The organism is Lawsonibacter hominis (genome assembly GCF_014287895.1).
Classification (GTDB): Bacteria; Bacillota; Clostridia; order Oscillospirales; family Oscillospiraceae; genus Lawsonibacter_A; species Lawsonibacter_A hominis.
Genome location: NZ_JACOPP010000011.1, coordinates 22883 through 39682, shown reverse-complemented (window position 1 = coordinate 39682; position 16800 = coordinate 22883). Strand labels below are relative to the sequence as shown.

Annotated in this window: 21 protein-coding genes and 1 tRNA gene; 4 read left to right on the top strand and 18 right to left on the bottom strand. The window is 60.0% G+C overall.

Annotated elements, in window-relative coordinates:
* Window positions 1-27: 27 nt before the first annotated feature.
* Entirely contained in the window at window positions 28-480 is a 453-nt protein-coding gene (locus H8S57_RS09360) for a phage holin family protein (protein WP_186907820.1), read from the top strand.
* A 59-nt stretch (window positions 481-539) separates the two neighbouring features.
* Here the strand turns inward: H8S57_RS09360 and H8S57_RS09355 are convergent, their stop codons facing one another.
* The 5 genes from H8S57_RS09355 to H8S57_RS09335 form a co-directional block, all read right to left on the bottom strand.
* A complete protein-coding gene (locus H8S57_RS09355; RefSeq protein WP_186907819.1) occupies window positions 540-746 on the bottom strand; it encodes a helix-turn-helix domain-containing protein in 207 nt (68 codons plus the stop codon).
* Window positions 736-1104 (bottom strand): DUF2442 domain-containing protein, encoded by a 369-nt coding sequence (locus tag H8S57_RS09350; RefSeq protein WP_186907818.1) that lies wholly within the window; start codon window positions 1102-1104, stop codon window positions 736-738. Before H8S57_RS09350 ends, H8S57_RS09355 begins: the two co-directional genes overlap by 11 nt.
* Before the next feature lie 38 nt (window positions 1105-1142).
* Entirely contained in the window at window positions 1143-1403 is a 261-nt protein-coding gene (locus H8S57_RS09345) for a DUF4160 domain-containing protein (protein ID WP_186907817.1), read from the bottom strand.
* 438 nt (window positions 1404-1841) lie between these two features.
* Window positions 1842-2516: a TIGR01906 family membrane protein gene (locus H8S57_RS09340; protein ID WP_186907816.1), complete on the bottom strand. Its 675-nt coding sequence runs from the start codon at window positions 2514-2516 to the stop codon at window positions 1842-1844.
* A gap of 4 nt (window positions 2517-2520) precedes the next feature.
* On the bottom strand, window positions 2521-3177 hold the full coding sequence (locus H8S57_RS09335; protein ID WP_186907815.1) for a lysoplasmalogenase family protein: 657 nt from the start codon (window positions 3175-3177) through the stop codon (window positions 2521-2523).
* Between the two features lie 237 nt (window positions 3178-3414).
* On the opposite strand from H8S57_RS09335, the gene tnpA reads away from it, so the two are divergent.
* Window positions 3415-3870 (top strand): IS200/IS605 family transposase, encoded by a 456-nt coding sequence (gene tnpA / locus H8S57_RS09330; protein WP_186907814.1) that lies wholly within the window; start codon window positions 3415-3417, stop codon window positions 3868-3870.
* A gap of 363 nt (window positions 3871-4233) precedes the next feature.
* Here tnpA and H8S57_RS09325 read toward each other — a convergent pair whose 3' ends face one another.
* The gene (locus H8S57_RS09325; protein ID WP_186907813.1) at window positions 4234-4911 is read right to left on the bottom strand and encodes a TVP38/TMEM64 family protein; all 678 of its coding nucleotides are present in this window, start codon (window positions 4909-4911) and stop codon (window positions 4234-4236) included.
* 419 nt (window positions 4912-5330) lie between these two features.
* On the opposite strand from H8S57_RS09325, the gene H8S57_RS09320 reads away from it, so the two are divergent.
* Window positions 5331-5404: transfer RNA gene (locus H8S57_RS09320), tRNA-Gly, on the top strand.
* 445 nt (window positions 5405-5849) lie between these two features.
* The gene (locus H8S57_RS09315) at window positions 5850-6485 is read left to right on the top strand and encodes a TetR/AcrR family transcriptional regulator (protein WP_186907812.1); all 636 of its coding nucleotides are present in this window, start codon (window positions 5850-5852) and stop codon (window positions 6483-6485) included.
* A gap of 63 nt (window positions 6486-6548) precedes the next feature.
* On the opposite strand, the gene H8S57_RS09310 is transcribed toward H8S57_RS09315, so the two are convergent.
* The 12 genes from H8S57_RS09310 to ylxM form a co-directional block, all read right to left on the bottom strand.
* Window positions 6549-8318 (bottom strand): phosphoenolpyruvate carboxykinase (GTP), encoded by a 1770-nt coding sequence (locus tag H8S57_RS09310; RefSeq protein ID WP_186907811.1) that lies wholly within the window; start codon window positions 8316-8318, stop codon window positions 6549-6551.
* Window positions 8319-8492: 174 nt separating this feature from the next.
* A complete protein-coding gene (gene rsmA / locus H8S57_RS09305) occupies window positions 8493-9350 on the bottom strand; it encodes a 16S rRNA (adenine(1518)-N(6)/adenine(1519)-N(6))-dimethyltransferase RsmA (protein ID WP_186907810.1) in 858 nt (285 codons plus the stop codon).
* A gap of 251 nt (window positions 9351-9601) precedes the next feature.
* A complete protein-coding gene (locus H8S57_RS09300; RefSeq protein WP_186907809.1) occupies window positions 9602-10039 on the bottom strand; it encodes a DUF3788 domain-containing protein in 438 nt (145 codons plus the stop codon).
* Window positions 10040-10056: 17 nt separating this feature from the next.
* Entirely contained in the window at window positions 10057-11283 is a 1227-nt protein-coding gene (locus H8S57_RS09295; protein WP_186907808.1) for a zinc ribbon domain-containing protein, read from the bottom strand.
* Window positions 11261-11785, bottom strand: a complete 525-nt coding sequence (locus H8S57_RS09290) for a GNAT family N-acetyltransferase (protein WP_186907807.1) — start codon at window positions 11783-11785, stop codon at window positions 11261-11263. The genes H8S57_RS09295 and H8S57_RS09290 overlap by 23 nt, the downstream gene beginning before the upstream one ends.
* 234 nt (window positions 11786-12019) lie before the next feature.
* Window positions 12020-12856, bottom strand: a complete 837-nt coding sequence (locus tag H8S57_RS09285) for a DegV family protein (RefSeq protein WP_186907806.1) — start codon at window positions 12854-12856, stop codon at window positions 12020-12022.
* Window positions 12857-12982: 126 nt separating this feature from the next.
* The gene (trmD, locus tag H8S57_RS09280) at window positions 12983-13735 is read right to left on the bottom strand and encodes a tRNA (guanosine(37)-N1)-methyltransferase TrmD (RefSeq protein ID WP_186907805.1); all 753 of its coding nucleotides are present in this window, start codon (window positions 13733-13735) and stop codon (window positions 12983-12985) included.
* Complete coding sequence (gene rimM / locus H8S57_RS09275; protein ID WP_186907804.1) at window positions 13728-14228, bottom strand: ribosome maturation factor RimM; 501 nt, start codon at window positions 14226-14228, stop codon at window positions 13728-13730. Before rimM ends, trmD begins: the two co-directional genes overlap by 8 nt.
* 185 nt (window positions 14229-14413) lie before the next feature.
* On the bottom strand, window positions 14414-14644 hold the full coding sequence (locus H8S57_RS09270) for a KH domain-containing protein (protein ID WP_186907803.1): 231 nt from the start codon (window positions 14642-14644) through the stop codon (window positions 14414-14416).
* A 17-nt stretch (window positions 14645-14661) separates the two neighbouring features.
* Window positions 14662-14901: a 30S ribosomal protein S16 gene (rpsP, locus tag H8S57_RS09265; RefSeq protein WP_186907802.1), complete on the bottom strand. Its 240-nt coding sequence runs from the start codon at window positions 14899-14901 to the stop codon at window positions 14662-14664.
* A 66-nt stretch (window positions 14902-14967) separates the two neighbouring features.
* Entirely contained in the window at window positions 14968-16320 is a 1353-nt protein-coding gene (gene ffh / locus H8S57_RS09260; protein ID WP_186907801.1) for a signal recognition particle protein, read from the bottom strand.
* Window positions 16321-16323: 3 nt separating this feature from the next.
* Window positions 16324-16692: a YlxM family DNA-binding protein gene (gene ylxM, locus H8S57_RS09255; RefSeq protein ID WP_186907800.1), complete on the bottom strand. Its 369-nt coding sequence runs from the start codon at window positions 16690-16692 to the stop codon at window positions 16324-16326.
* Window positions 16693-16800 lie beyond the last annotated feature (108 nt).

The following is a 16800-nucleotide window of genomic DNA, read 5'->3' as shown; positions in this document are numbered from 1 at the left end:
AACATCGACGCGTGAGGAGGGCACATGATGGAGAACGTTGTGCACATCAAAAACGCCGTGCTGGCTGCCTTAGCTGCGCTCGGGACGTTTGTTGCAAATGCTTTGGGAGGGTGGGATGCCGCCTTGCAGGTGCTCATTGGGCTGATGGCGGCGGACTACGTGACCGGCCTGATCGTGGCCGGGGTGTTCAAGCGCTCCGGCAAAAGCGAGACCGGGGCATTGGAGAGCCGGGCTGGTTTTAAGGGACTCGTCCGTAAGTGCACGATCCTGATGCTGGTGTGGGTGGCCGCCATGCTTGATCGCCTGACAGGGGCCGCCTACATCCGCACTGCCGTTTGCCTGTTCTTCATCGGCAACGAGGGGCTGTCCATACTGGAGAATACCGCACTGATGGGTGTGAAGTACCCGGCCTTCATCCGGAACGCTCTGGAAGCCATGCGGGACAAGGGCGACGGCGGCAAAGCAGATACCAATGCGTAAGACAAGCCCGGACGGCATGGAGTGTGATCCAGCCTTCCGGGCTTTTTTGTTTGCGGGGATCAGGTGTGGACGACTTGCAGAGTACAACCGAGGGCGGCCAGTATTTTGTATAAGGTGTCAATCTGAGGGCGGGCACGCTTACTCTCAATGCGGGCCACAACAGACTGTGTGAGGCCGCAGGCCTTTGCAAGTTGGGCCTGGGTCATGCCCACCCGGTGGCGCTCCTCGATGATCTGGTCAATGAGGGCGACGCATTCATCCGGCATCCCGCACACCTCCAGAGGGGATACTGTCCACATAGCAACTGTCAGGAGAGAGGTCAACTTTGTTGCTCCAGATGACCTCGCTGTTGATGGTTGGATCAATATCCCAGGCTACACAATGGTCGCTGTCTAGGTAGACCCGGCGGAAATTCTCAAGCTGCAGGAAGGGGGCAAACACCGTGCCCTCCTCCAAGAAGGGGTTGCAGTCCAAAATTCGCGTTTCGCCGTTGTCGAAATCAAGCGTCAACGTAAAATCATCGTTGGGGGCGACGGCAACGATGCGCTTGCGGCCGGAGGCAAAATACTCCGCCATCGGCCGGTCAAAGCCTTTGGAGAGGTAGTAGGCCACGTCTTTCGCCATGTGGGAACACTCCTTTCTAGTACGTCCCATCGAGCCGCCTATTTCAGCGGCTCGATGGGGAACAACTCTTGCTTATTCTCTGCTAATCTCCAGTTTTCCATTAATTCCTCCTGATGGAAGGCTGCCCAACCTAAGAGCATCTTGAGCTGCTTGTTCGGCATGGAGCCTTCCAGGGCTTCGAGGTCGTGGATGGAAACGATGACTTCCTGACCTGCATAAGTGGCGTGGAAGTGAGGGGGTAGGTGATCTCGCCAGTTAATGTAGATTTTGATGCCCCGGAACATACAGATGGTCGGCATGGCGGTCAACTCCTTTCCTATGGCTCAATTATAGCAAATTTGCTATCCTATGTCAATAGCGAATTTGCTATAATCGGAAGTTGAAAGAAAAAATATGGGGTGATTTTGATGGAGTATGTGCAGGACAACGATTGAGATGTCCACGTTGTCTGAGTACTTGAAACATGAGGATGTTTAAGTTATAAAATGCTAAGTCTTCCTCTTTGCAGGAATCATAGATTTTTTTTGTGTGTATGCACACGGCCTCACGGATACAGGCGGTATCCTGCACAGGGCCGGGCATGACCTTATCAGGCATTGCAATACCTCCCAAAAGAGTATTAAAAGGACAGTTCCTTCCGTTCCATTCTATGAGTGAGCGCCGGAATGGTGCAGGCGGGGCGTGGGTGAGAAAGGAGCCCAGGCCATTTTATGGCCTGGGCTCCGGAAGGGTGTTGGTCAGCGGGCGGAAAAGGGACGCGGCGCCTTGCGCCGTCCCGGCCGGTCGGACAGGATCAGCGCCAGGCAGCAGAGCAGCAGCACCGCGGCGATGAGGATGGCGCAGTTGCGGAAGAAAGCCTCCGGCATGACCAGAATGATCTGGTCGGTGCGCCAGTCAAAGAGCCAGTTGTCCTTTCCGGGGAAAAAGATGGCGTGGAACAGGGTAAAGGCCCGGTCGAAATCCAGCGCGGCCAGACCGGCCACGGCCGTCACCAGCGCCGCAGCCAGCGCCCCGGCCCAGAAGCCTGGCCCACGGCCCCGGAAACGGTGGAAGGCGAGCCTGCCGGTACGGCACAGCAGAACCAGGATCAAGGCGGTCCCGGCGCTGATCCCAAGCACCCAGAAATCGGCCGTGAAGAGCACGCGCACATCCTCAAAATGGCTCTTGCCGGATTCCGACCAGAGCAGCTGCCCGGTGCCGAAGGGCCTGCCCAGCACGCAGAAATCCAGTACCTCGTCATAGGCCTCACGGATGGTCTCCTGGGACCACCCGGTCTGCTCCGGCAGGTCCAGCGCGCCGATCTGCACATAGTAGAAGGGACGAAACAAGATGGGGACGGCAATGGAAAAGCTGACGGCCAGCAAAGCCAGCGCCACGGAACAGGAAAGCGAGGCCAGTTTGGAGGAATGCATCCAATCACTTCTTTCCGGCAGAGAGGGTAATCAGTACCTGGGAGGGCAGGTAGAACAGCCACATCCCGACCCGGGCGAAGGCGAACAGCCCGCCGTGCCCGGACACGGGAAGAAAGGCGGAGAGGTTTTGCAGCCCCACGCAGAGATCACAGCAGACGAAGAGGACGAGTCCAGCGGAAAACGCCGCATACCGCCGCCCCAGAAACAGACTCTCAAGCGCATTGGCGGCCAGCTGTGTGAAATAAAAGACGCTCAATGCGGTCAAAGGCTCCAGGGCACTGAAGCGCCCCGCCACCAGCAGCACTGCCCCGCTCAGGGCCAGCCGCAGCAACAGACGGGGCCAGACCCGCCCGCCCCGCAGGCGGCGGAGCCGGACAAAATAGAGGGCCTGCACCACGCAGAAGGCGCCTACGCCGGCCAGATACCAGCGTCCCAGCACCAGCAGGAACAGATCGGCCAACAGGGTGACGCCAAGCGCGGCGCGTACCAGGCGGCGGTCGGGATCCTGACCGCCGCCGCAGGACAGGAGGAAGCACAGAAGAATCGAGCCATACTTGAGGGCGGTGCTCCAGCCGCTTCCGACCTGCAGCAGGTCGAGGGTGAGAAAGGCGGAGTAGAGGCTGGCCTGTGCACAGAGGAATACGAGATATCTGCGTCCCATCGGTCTGCCTCCTCAAAATCTACTGGACAGCATTATACCCTCCCGCAGCTGGTATTGCAAGAAGCGGCAGCCCGCAAAGCGGGCCGCCGCTCCAGCTCGCTTAAGCGAGTTCCGCGCCAAGCGGAACCAATAGCCACCCGCTTTGCGGGTGAGGTTGAGAATTTAAATAGAGCCGCACCGACGGTAAACTGATGGATGTTCAGGCCATCAAAAAACCAAGAAAGACGGTGAAGCTCTATGGCGGACAGTTTAGCACATAGTAAATGGGTGTGCAAGTATCACATCGTGTTCACGCCGAAGTATAGAAGGAAGATAGATTATTGGGGGATGCGGGAGGATATCCGAGATATCATCCGGGATTTATGCAAGTGGAAAGGGGTAGCGATCCTGGAGGGAAAAGTAATGCCGGGTCACATCCATCTATTGTTGTCGATACCGCCCAAGTATTCGGTGTCAAGCTTCATGGGATATCTGAAGGGAAAAAGTGCGATGATGATATTCGAGCGTCACGCAAATCTCAAGTACAAGTACGGCAACCGACACTTCTGGGCCACCGGGTATTACGTCAGCACGGTAGGCTTACAGGAGAAGGCCCTGAGGAAGTATATTCAAGAGCAAGAGAAACAGGATCAGATAGAGGACAAAGTTAGCACGAAAGAGTACGAAAACCCTTTTAAGGGTAACGCGAGGTAATCAGTCCACAATGGCTTGAACGTAGTGAAAGCCAGCGTCTTTTAGGCGCTGGCCTCACTATGCCCCTACGGGGCTATTTCAAGCCACCCCTTTCAGGGGTGGTCTTGACTTGTCGAAAATGTATCGCCTTCCGCTTCGCAGCCTTCCGCCGCCCGCAGACGACGGAATCAAATCAGAATCCGCCCGTTCCGGGGACACAGGGTGAATGGTCCCCCAGGGGGCAAGGGAGGGGCCTGTGGGGGATGCGCCGCGGAAATGACCCTTCTCACGAAATTCTTGCCGACAATTCTACGAGAAATCGAGGCAACAATTTCGTATGGTCTTTTCGAAAAAGTGGCTTTGCCACTTTTTCAACAGCCTCGCTTACTTTTTGAAGCGCTCGAAGAGGGCCTGCTCCCACTGGTCGCCGTATTTCAGGCAGATCAGGAACAGGGCGATCCCGGCCAGCGCCAGCATCGCCATGCCCCAGGGAGGGATGGCGATGACCGAGCCTCCGAGCGCGCAGGCCACCAGCAGTCCCCAGGGCCGGGTCAGCAGAACGATGGTCAGGAAGCGGAGGAAGGGGATGTCGGTAAGCCCCGCCAGAATGCAGATCAAATCGTCGGGAAAGAAGGGGAACAGAAAGACCAGGGCCAGGAAAACGTCCCGCTTCCGGCGGATGACCTCCAGATACTTGTCCGCCACCGTTCGGCTGACCAGACGTTCGGCGAAGTTCTGCCCCAGAGCCCGGGCCAGCCAGAACACCAATACGGATCCAATGGTGATCGCGGCTACCGTCAGCAGGAACGCAGGCCACATCCCGAAGAGCACCGCTCCGGCCAGAGCGGTGATATTGCTTGGGATCGGGGCAAGGATGACCGAGAGAAGCTGCACGACAAAAAAGAGCAGATGAGAATAGGGGGCAAAGCGGTCGATATAATCCCGCATATCGTCCAAAGAGCCAATGGAGGAAAAAAAGCCCGTTCGCCACAGCAGCAGCGCTCCCCCGCCCAGAAGAGCGATCGCCAGCAGCAAAGTCAGCAGCCATTTGTTTCGTTTCATCCATCCATCGCCTCGTCGCTTTTTATCATTTCCTTTAGGCTACCACGATTTCCTGCAGACTTCCATAGAAAAATCATTAAGAATTCCGAAGAAAAACAAAAAATCCACACCCTAAGGTGTGGCTCTTCTGAATGCCGCCGCTTACCGCTCGCTGGGGATCACACGCTCGTCGCGGCCGAAGATCAAATCATCCACATCGACAATCCGGGTCGAAATCACCATTGCACATCCCTCCTTTCTGATTGGATGATTCTATTATAGCGCCGGATGGAGCAAAAAGCAAGTTGTCAATTGTAAGAATTATATAAAAATTGCGGAAAGAATCTGTATAATTCCACAATGATTTGGGGGGCGAAAACGCCGAAAAACCCGCTTGCCAAATGACACAGTTTATGCTATAATCTTTCAGTCGGCAAAGCGCAGGTATAGTTCAGTGGCAGAACGTCAGCTTCCCAAGCTGAATATGAGGGTTCGATTCCCTTTACCTGCTCCAACCGGAATCCCTAGAGCCTCAATGGTTCTAGGGATTTTCTTTTGCACGAACACCTCCAAATGTTAGGAGAAAATAAGGCGAAAAAAGACCGAAAACAGGATGCCATGCAAGTCAGATGCAAGTCAATCCTATGCCTGCTTGTCCGAGCTTGCCCCAATGGAGAGGTATGCGTCAAGCTTCTCCACACTCTTCCTTTTGTGCACTGAATCCAGGTGGGTATAAATTTTTAACGTGGTACTCACATCGGCGTGGCCCATTTGGGCGCAAAGCGGCCGGAAGCGCCGCACGGGAACGCATTGCGCTCCCGCGGCAAAGTGGGGACCGACGGCCCGGAACATTCTTCCCGATCCCGGGCCGCGGTGGGAAAATGCTTGCAAAAAAGCAAAAATCATGGTATCATTTGTTAAACCAAGAGGTATGATAAATACGAAAGGTGGAGCAAGAGATGAGCAAGAAGCAGGCGCTGACGGAGTTTCATCGTGGTTCCATATTGGCTGCCGCCGAGCGGCTGTTTGCAGAGAAGGGCATTGAGAAGACGACCATGGACGATATCGCGCGGGTAGCGGAATACAGCAAGGCCACATTGTATGTCTACTTCCAGAGTAAGGAGGAGATCGTCAACGCCATCCTCCTCAGCGGTATGGTGCTCTTGAAGAAAAAGATCCATGAGGCCCTGGAGGGCAATCACGAGTGGCTGCAGGCCTATGATGCGGTCTGCCGGACCATCGTGCGCTTCTATGACGATAATCCTACGGCCTATGATGCGGCTACCGGTGCGATCCCCCTGGCCCAGGCGGGGGAGACCGTCCAGAAAAGCGTATCCGACATCCTGCGGGTGAGCAGTGAGATTGACGCCGAACTGGCGGATTTCCTGGTGCGTGGGGCAGAAGCGGGGCTCGTGCATACCCAGGTCCCGCCCATTGAGATGGTGCTGCTCTTCTGGGCCGCCCTGGCGGGCATGGTACGGACCGCCGACAGCCGGGAGGCATACATTCGGGAACGGACCGGACTGAGCCGGGAGGATTTCCTGCACCACGGCGCGCGCATGCTGCTCCACTCCATCACCAGAGCGGACCAATAAGGCGTTCCTGCAAAACGGGCTCCCCGGCAAAAGCCGGGGAGCCCGTTTTGCGTCGTTTCGGGTTTAATGCAGGCGCGCCTCCAGAGCAGAGAGCTCCTGAGAAAGCGTTTCCGGCAGTTTCGCCCCGAATTTGTCGTAGAATGCACGGATGGCATTCACCTCGTCCAGCCACATCGCCGTGTCCAGCTTGAGCAGGCCCTCCAGTGTGGCGCGGTCCACACCGGAACCCTCCAGGTCGATATCCTCGGCCTTGGGCTCATAGCCGATGGGGGTCTCCACCGCGTCGGCTTCATGGAAGCAGCGCTTCATGATCCACTCCAGCACCCGCAGATTGTCGCCGAAACCGGGCCAGAGGAAGCGCCCCTCGTCGTCGGTGCGGAACCAGTTCACATTGAAAATCTTGGGGGCCTTGTCGCCCAGGACCTTGCCCATGTCCAGCCAGTGCTGCCAGTAGTCGGCCATGTGGTAGCCGCAGAAGGGAAGCATGGCCATGGGGTCCCGGCGCACCACGCCCACCGCGCCGGTAGCGGCTGCTGTGGTCTCAGAGGCCATGATGGAGCCCACGAACACACCGTGCTCCCAATCGCGGGACTGATAGACCAGCGGCGCGGTCCGGGCGCGGCGGCCGCCGAACACGATGGCGGAGATGGGGACGCCCCGGGGGCTTTCAAACTCCGGAGAGATGCAGGGACAGTTTTTAGCGGGGGCGGTGAAGCGGGAGTTGGGGTGGGCGCCCTTCTCGGCGGAGACCGTTCCATTCCAGGGGTTGCCCTTCCAGTCCACGGCGTGCTCCGGCGGGTTTTTATCCAGGCCCTCCCACCAGACGGTATCGTCGTCCAGGTTGTGGACCACATTGGTGAAGATGGTGCCCCGTCTGGTGGTGGCCAGGGCGTTGGGGTTGGATTTGGCATTGGTGCCCGGGGCCACGCCGAAGAAGCCGTACTCCGGGTTCATGGCCCAGAGCCTGCCGTCCTCGCCTACACGCAGCCAGGCGATATCGTCGCCCACGCACCAGACCTTCCAGCCCTTCTCCTGATAGTGTGCCGGTGGGATGAGCATGGCCAGATTCGTCTTGCCGCAGGCGGAGGGGAAGGCGGCGGCCAGATAACGCACCTCGCCGGCAGGGTTCTGGATGCCCAAAATGAGCATATGCTCGGCCATCCAGCCCTCGTCGCGGCCCAGACAGGAGGCGATGCGCAGGGCGAAACACTTTTTGCCCAGCAGCACATTGCCGCCGTAGCCGGAGTTGACGCTCATGATGGTGTTGTCCTGGGGGAAATGGACGATGTAGCGCCGCTCCGGGTCGAGCTCCGCCTTGGCGTGAAGGCCCTTCACATAGTCGGGGGAATCGCCCAGAGCGTCCAGCACGGACTGCCCTACCCGTGTCATGATGGCCATATTGAGCACCACGTAGATGGAGTCGGTCAGCTCGATGCCGTATTTGGCGAAGGGAGAGCCCACCACGCCCATGGAGTAGGGGATCACATACATGGTGCGGCCCTTCATCGCGCCGGTATAAAGCGGTTTCAGCCTGGCGTACATCTCCGCCGGGGCCATCCAGTTGTTGGTGGGGCCGGCGTCCTCCTGCTTCTCGCAGCAGATGAAGGTACGGTCCTCCACACGGGCCACATCGTTGACCGCCGTACGGTGCAGATAGCAGCCGGGCAGCTTTTCCTGGTTGAGCTTCTCCAGCTCGCCGGTGGCGCAGGCCTGGCTGCGCAGTGCCTCCAGCTGCGCCTCGCTCCCGTCGATCCAGACGATGGCGTCAGGCTGCGTCATCGCCGCCATCTCGTCGATCCAATCCAATACAGCGCGGTTTTCCGTCAATGCCATGGGGTGGGTCCTCCTTTGTGTTTCAGTTTCCGGGATACTGGTAGCTCTATTGTAGAAGAATCTTATAAAATTTGCAAGTCCTTTCGCCTCGTTTTGCAAAAAAGCGGTGATTTGTGCGAAAAAAACCAAAACGCAACACGCCCGGCAGGTTCGCTGCCGGGCGTGCCGCTCCGTTCAAGTTGTCTGGATGGCCGCCGCTACGGCGGCAAATTCCGCAATCCCCAGCCGCTCGCCCCGCACGTCTGGGGGCAGTCCGGCGGCCTCGATGGCCTGCCGCAGCGCCTGTTTCCCGACCTGAGCGCCGAAAGCGGAAGACAGGCCATTGAGCAGTGTCTTACGCCGCTGGGCGAAGGAGGCGCGCACCACACGGAAAAAGAGGGCTTCATCCACCAGCGTCTGGGGGGGCTCCCGCCGGGGGATCAGGCGCAGGACGGCGGAGGTCACCTTGGGGGCGGGAAGAAAACACTCCGGCCCCACATCGAAAAGCAGTTCCGGCTGTGTGTGATACTGGCAGAATACGGAGAAGGCCCCGTAATCCGCGGTGCCCGGCGCGGCGCAGATGCGCAGGGCAACCTCCCGCTGGATCATTACGGTGATGGAGGCAAACAGCCCGGATTCGATGAGACGGGTCAGCACGGGCGTTGTGATATTGTAGGGCAGGTTGGCGCAGGCGATGGGGGTGAGGCCGGAGAGACGCTCGTTTACCAGCGCGGCCAGATCCAGCTTCATAATGTCTCCGGGAATCACCGTCACATTGCGGCAGGGCGCCAGGGTCTCCGACAGGATGGGCAGCAGCGCCCGGTCCAGCTCCACCGCCGCCACCTGCCCGGCCCGACGGGCCAGCTGGACGGTCAGAGGACCGATCCCGGGCCCGATCTCCAGCACGCCGCAGCCGCTGTCCGCGCCGGAGGCCTCCGCAATGTCCCGGGGCACCCAGCCCTCGATCAGAAAATTCTGCCCCATGCTTTTGGAAAAGCGAAACCCGTGCCGGGCCAGCAGGGCCTTGATATCGTTACCGTTGCAAAGATCCACAGACCGTTCCTCCGCACAGAAAATGGACGGCGCACGTCCGGGTTCCAGTATACCCGAAGAGCGGTACGCCGTCAAGGCAAAGACTTGCGATCGGCGTGCGGGGGTGATGGGGTAAGACGACGGAAGCAGGAAGGGGAGCAGCGCTATGGAAGCAAAGGTCAGACCCTATCCGCCTTCAGACGCCGCGCAGGCGGCCGCCATTTGGAATTAGGTTGTGGAAGACGGCGCAGCCTTTCCCCAGACCAAGCGCCTCACCGCGTCCGGTTCGGTTTGCGCTTGAGCGCCAACAGGGCTTTCACATCCTCCAGCACTTCTGAGGACCCCACCTCCAGGGAAAGCCAGCGCACGCCGTTGGACATGGGTCTTGTCTCCTTCCACAGCCGCTGTGTGCCAGGGGAGAGCGTTGGCAAGCGCTGCTCGACGGCGCTTGCCAGCCTGCAGCCTGCCACGATCAGGCAGACGAAGGCGCCCGCGCCGGGGTAGAGGGTACATAGGGCCGCGCCGCCGGCTCTGTACTTGACGTTCCAGCCGCGGCCCATGCTGCATGTGCTGTATGTGCAGACCGGGTCAGTGTGATAAGCCTGGCTGAGATAGTGGACCAGCTCCGTCCAGAGCGGGGTCTCCACATAGGCGGCCAGCTCTGCCTCCGTGGGCGGTTCCGGCCCGGGGTAGATGGTGTTCCAGTCCATTGGAATTCTCCTTCGGCCTATTTCTTCCAGCGCAGCAGGGAGGGGAAGAACTGGCGCATCTGTGTTTTGGCCTGTTCCGGGGTCAGGACGGGATTGGCCTGGACCATCATGGGAGTGCAGAACTCGATCATCTCCTCCATGGTCATCGCGCAGGTGAACGCGCCGTTCTGGTAGCAGTACTTGCAGTAATGGGGGCTGGGAGCGCCGTCGGCCTCGGTGCCGAGGAGTGCATCGCTCAGGGGCATGCCGCAGGATTGACAAAATTGCTGGTTCATAAATGATTCCTCCTGTCGATTAGATGCCGCCAGTATATCACAGCAATCCTGACACCCTGTGTCAGCTTTTTCACTGTTTTGCCAGATTTCCTTGGCCAGCTGTCCCAGGCGGCGGCACAGGCGCTCCGGTTCCAGCACCTTCAGGTCCGCGCCGAAGGAGAGCAGATAGCCGTACAGCCAGGCGTCCTCCGGAAGCGCTGCCGATACGGAGAGGGCGCCGTCCGGTTCCCGAACCACGCAGTTGGCGTCGAATTCATCATAGACTCTCCAGGCCATGGCAGGGGAGAAGCGCAGACGCACCGGGAGAACGCTTCCGCTGTAGGGGCCTTCCGGTTCGATGGACGGGGGCGGGGGAAGGGGAGCGAAGGTCTCCTCCAGCAGCTCCAGAGCAAGTATGCGCGTGAGCTTGAAGGTGCGCCAATCCTTCCGATCCAGGCAGAGGCCCTGGAGATACCAGGCGCGTCCCTTGAAGACCAGACGGGCGGGACAGACCCGCCGCCAGTTCGTCTGACCATCGGAGCCGGCATAGGGGAAGCGGAGCACCCGGTGGGACAGGATGGCCGATTTAACGGCGTCAAACTTGGCGTTGTCCGCACCGGCGGAGCCCCAGCGGGACATATCCACCTGAAGCCAGTCGGGTTCGCTGCGGCGGAAGAGGCCGGAAAGTTTGGCCAGTACCTCTTCCGCGCCCAGCCGCGCATCGCCCGGGAGGCTCTGCAGGGCGGTGAGCAGCTGGCGCTGCTCACCCTCGGAAAAAGCGGCCCGGTCCAGTACGCAGTGTTCCATCAGGGCCACTCCGCCGCCCTTGCCGGGAATGGCATATACCGGCACCCCCGCCGCCGACAGGGCGTCTATATCCCGGTAAACGGTACGTACGGATACCTCAAACCGCTCCGCCAGCTCCGCCGCCGTCATCCGCCGCCGCTGGAGCAGCAGGTAGACGATCTCAAACAGACGGCTTGACGGCATAGCCAACCGCAGGCCGCAGACGGGCCATTTTGTATTCGTCGGCATATTGTCCGCAGCGCACGGTGGTCATGCGCAGCAGGCCCTCCTTCTCAAAGCCGAACTTCTCATAGAGGCGGATGGCCCGCTCGTTGTCGGCAAAGACCTCCAGCTCCACACGCACCAGCATGAGCCAGTTGTCGGCCAAGTCCAGTATAGCCTTCATCAGGGCGGTGCCTACCCCCTGGTTTTGGTAGTCCGTATGCACGAACAGCCCGATGCTGCCCACGTGGCGCATCCGGGGATTGGAACAGACCTGGAGTCCGGCGGCTGCGATGATCGTGCCGTCCTCTGCGGCGGCCACAAAGTTGTGGTCGTTGGGGCCAAGCGAGGCGAGAAAGGCCGCGCTGTCCGCGGTGCGGCAGGAGGGGAGGCCCAGGGTGTTTTCAAACACGCCGGGCATCCGCCGCAGGGCGGCGATCCCCGGCGCATCCCCCGGTTCGACGGGGCGGATGGTATAGTCCATAAAGGCTGCCTCCCAGAACTGATTTTTGCCACTATATAGTCGACGCACTTGAAAAAACGCAAATAGCGTTTTTTCACCCGGTGGATCGTTTTGCTCCTTTTGAAGTGCTCTGACTATAGCACAGAAAAAGGAAAAAAGCAACCGCCCGGAGGACGCTTCCTCCGGGCGGGGTGGAATGGATTTCGTACCTGTATTCGGACGGCTCAGGGCGGTCCAGGCGCAGGTGCGCGCCCGTCAATAGGCCGCCACCACGCCGCCGTCGTTGGCATAGACCGTGGCGATACCGCCGGTATCGCTGATGACGACCTGTTCAAACCTGCACTGCTTGAGGGCCAGCTCCTTCAAATAGAAGGCGCGCTCCAGACAGTTGCAGTGGGTGATCGCCAGCCGGCGGCCCGCATGCTTGGGATCGGCCGCCATCAGGGAGACCATCTTGGACAGGGCCTGCTTGACGGACAGCGCCTGTCCCCGCTTGCAGATCTCGCCTTCCGGGGTCGCGCCCATCAGCAGCTTGATCTTCAGGGTGCTGGTGACCAGCGCCTGGGTCTTGGTCAGGCGGCCGTTCTTTTTCAGGTTGTCCAGGGTCTCCAGCACGAAATAGGTCTCCATCTCGTTGATATACCGGGATACATGGCTTACCACGGTTGTGAAATCCATACCCGAGCAGGCAAGTTCCTGAATCTTCAAGGCGACCAGCACCTCTCCCGCAGAAGCGGAGCAGGAATTGAAGATGTGCACACGGGCGTTGGGGTGCTCCTCCAGCCACAGCAGCCGCGCCTGGGCCGCGGCGTTGTGGGAGCCGGAGAGCAGAGCGGACAAAGTGACGACATACAAATCGTCCGCGCCGCAGTCAAAAGCGTCCAGGTACTGGGCGGGGGAGGGACAGGCGGTCTTGGGGGCGCTCTGGCACTCTTTCATCCGCCACAGCAGGTCGGCCTGGTCGAAGGAGGCGTCGTCCACCACCGTGTGGCTGCCGACCTGGATGCGCAGGGGCACGCTGAGAAAGCATTCCTCCCGGAGCTGGGCGGGCGTCAGGTCGCAGCAGCTGTCAACAATGATCTTAAAACTCATAGAAAAGATTCCTTTATATGGTGTTGGATATTAGATTGAACGTTACTGCCATTGTAGCACCTGCCGCTGCAAAAGTAAAGGGGAAACCTGTAAACAATTCGGAAACCGGCGCGCATGGGCTCCGCCTCAGAGCGAGGGGCCGGTTTCCTCCTCCAGCTCCCGCAGGAGCGCTTGATCCTCCCGGGAGGATAGATCCAGCTGGGCGTACAGGTCCGGGCGGCGCAGGCGGGTGCGGAGAAGGGCCTGCTTGCGCCGCCAGCGGGCGACCTTCTTGTGGTCGCCGGAGCGGAGGACGGCGGGCACCCTGCGGCCGTGCCATTCCTCGGGACGGGAGTATTGCGGATATTCCAGAAGGCCGTTCCAGTGGCTCTCGTTTTCAAAGCACTCCGGATCGGACAGCACTCCGGGCACCAGCCGGGCCACCGCGTCGGCCACCACCATGGCGGGCAGCTCGCCGCCGGTGAGCACAAAATCTCCGATGGAAATCTCCTCGTCCACGCACTCCTCGATAAAGCGCTCGTCGATGCCCTCATAGTGACCGCAGACCAGGATCAGGTGGCTGTAGCCATCCCGCAGGCGCCGGGCGTCGGCTTCGCAGAAGGTTTTCCCGGCGGGGGAGAGGTAGATGGTGCGGCCCGGGCCGTAGGCGTCCACGATGTGCCTCCAGCACTGATAGAGGGGATCGGCCTGCATCACCGCGCCCCGTCCGCCGCCGTAGGGGTAATCGTCTACCTGCTTTTGTTTGTTTAAGGTATAGTCCCGGATCTGATGGGCTTCGATGCGGAGAAGGTCCCGCTCCTGGGCGCGGCCCAGGACGGACTCGTTCATCATGTCGCCCACGGTCAGATCGAACAGGGTCATAATATCGATCTCATACATCTGTCTGCATCCCCTCGATCAGCCGCACCTTGAGATAGCCCTCCTCCACGTTGGTCTCCACCAGGAACTCGTCCACCGCGGGGATCATATAGTCGTGTTCCCCCCGGACGACATAGACCTCGTGCGCCGGGGGAGTGAGCACATCAATCACAGCGCCCAGCTCCGCGCCGCTGTCCGCATCCAGCACCCGGAGCCCGATCAGGTCGGCGATAAAATGCCGCCCTTCGGGCAGGACTACGCCGGTGCGGTCGATGCACACAGTGCGGCCCTTGAGGGCCATGGCGGCGTTTACGTCGTCCACCCCCTCCAGCAGGGCCAGTACGTTGCCCTTGTGGATACGGGCGGAGCGGACCTTGACGGGCCGTTCCCCCAGGTAAAGGGTGTCGAACCGGCAGAGAAATTCCGGCGAGTCGCACCAGGGAACGATCTTCACTTCCCCCTGGATGCCGTGGGTATTGACGATTTGGCCGGCCTCCAAAAATCGGTTTTTCATTGGTATTCACCTGCTTTGAAACAGATCGTCCCCTTCTCACGCGGAAAGCGGAGGGGACGGCTCGGGAGCGAAGCGGCACAGGTTGGGCAGAACCGATCCGCCCTCTGAGTCAGAACGGAAACAGCCGGCCGACCATTTGGTCGGCCGGCTGTTTCCGCGCTATGAGGAACGTGGTTCCCCCGGAGTCAATCGATGATCTCCACAGAGACCCTGGTGCCCTGGCGCTGAGCCACCGAGCGGATCAGCGTGCGGATCTCCTTGGCGATGCGGCCCTGACGGCCGATCACCTTCCCCATGTCCTCGGGGTCTACCCGCAGCTCCAGGACCGTCTCGCCATCGCCCGCATGTTCGGTGACATGCACCGCATCCGGGTGATCCACCAGATTCCGGGCGATGTAAGTGAGCAGTTCTTTCATGGTGCCTCCGCCCTTCCTTAGATGGCGCCGGCTTTTTTCAGCAGGGCCTTCACGGTCTCGGTGGGCTGGGCGCCGGTCTTGATCCAAGCCTGGGCGCGCTCGGCGTCCACGTTGATCACGGCGGGCGTCTTCAGGGGATCATACGTGCCGATCTCCTCGATGAAACGACCGTCGCGGGGATAACGGGAATCGGCCACCACGATGCGGTAGAAGGGAGCCTTCTTAGCGCCCATCCGGCGCAGTCTGATTTTGACCATTGTATCTTCACCTCCATATGATTTTGAAACTTTATCTGGAAACGCGCCGGCGGCGCGCTTACCAACTTAAAACGGCATGCCGGGCATCTTGCCGAATTTGCCCATCCGGCCCATGCGCTTCATCTGCTTGCCGGAGAACTGGCGGCTCATCTGCTGCATCAGATCGAACTGCTTCAGCAGCCGGTTGATGTCCACCACCTGGGTACCGGAGCCGGCGGCGATGCGCTTTTTCCGGCTGTTGTTGAGCAGGGAGGGATCCTCCCGCTCGGCAGGCGTCATGGAGAGGATGATCGCCTCGGTACGGGACAGGGCGCCCTCGTCTACCGTAGCCCCCTCCAGGGCTTTTGCGTTCATGCCGGGGAGCATCCCGGCGATGTCGGTCAGCGAGCCCATGCCCTTGAGCTGCACCAGCTGGTCGTAAAAGTCGGCCAGTGTGAATTTGTTTTTCCGCAGCTTCTGCTCCAGTTCGGCGGCCTTTTTGGCGTCGAAATTCTGCTGGGCCTTTTCGATCAGAGAGAGCATGTCCCCCATCCCCAGGATGCGGGAGGCCATACGGTCCGGATGAAAGACCTCCACCTGGTCGAGCTTTTCGCCCACGCCCACAAATTTGATGGGCTTGCCGGTAACGGCCCGGATGGAGAGGGCCGCGCCGCCCCGGGCGTCGCCGTCCAGCTTGGTGAGCATCACTCCGGTGAGGTCCAGTGCCTCGTCGAACGTCTTGGCGGCGTTTACCGCGTCCTGACCGATCATGGCGTCTACGATCAAAAGGATCTCGGTGGGTTCGACGGCGGCCTTCATGGCGCGCAGCTGATCCATCAGCTCCTCATCCACGTGCAGCCGGCCGGCGGTATCGATGAAAACGATGTCGTTGCCGTGCTTTTTGGCGTGCTCGATGCCCGCTTGGGCGATCGCGATGGGATCGGTCTGGCCCATCTGGAACACCGGTACGTCCACCTGAGCGCCCACCACCTCCAGCTGTGTGATGGCGGCGGGACGGAAGGTATCGCAGGCGACCAGGAGCGGGCGTTTGCCCTGCTGCTTTTTCAGGAAACCCGCCAGCTTGGCGCCGTTGGTGGTCTTGCCCGCGCCGTTGAGGCCGACCAGCATCACCACCGTGGGCGGCCTGGAGGAAATGGTCAGCTTGGTGCTCTCGCCGCCCATGAGGGCGGTGAGCTCCTCGTTGACGATCTTGACGATCATCTGCGCGGGGGTCAGGCTCTCCAGCACGTCGGCGCCCACGGCGCGCTCGGTGACGGCGGCGACGAACTGCTTGACCACCTTGAAGTTCACGTCGGCCTCCAGCAGGGCCATGCGGATTTCCTTCATGGCCTCCTTCACGTCGGCCTCGCTCAGGCGGCCCTTGCCGCGGAGCTTTTTGAAGGCGGCGGAGAGCTTTTCGGTCAGTCCTTCAAATGCCATTGCCTACTCCTGTTTCAAATCGGACAGCACGGACCGGATCTGGGCGCACAGCCCCTCCAGCGCGTCGTCCTGGTAGCGGTCTTCGTTGAGCTGGCAGATGCCGTCCAGCGCATCAGCGATCTGGGCGAACTGCTCCTGCATTTTGTGAAAGCGGCGGATGATGCCGGTCTTGTCCTCCAGCTCGGTCAGGACGGCTTCCGCCCGGACGATCACGTCCCGCACGCCCTGACGGGTGATGCCGTAGTTTTCCGCGATCTCGGCCAGAGACAGGTCCTCGTTGTAGTAGAGGTCGTAAAACTCCTTCTGCCGGTCGGTGAGCATGTCGCCGTAGAAGTCGTAAAGCAAAGCCATGCGATAGGCCTGGTTCTTCAACGCTGCCGCCTCCTCTCGGATAAATGTAAAGCTTGTAAAGTTGCAAAGCTTTACAACAAAATAATGATACTACATTTCCTGCCTTTTGTCAAGGGAAAATCGCGCTTT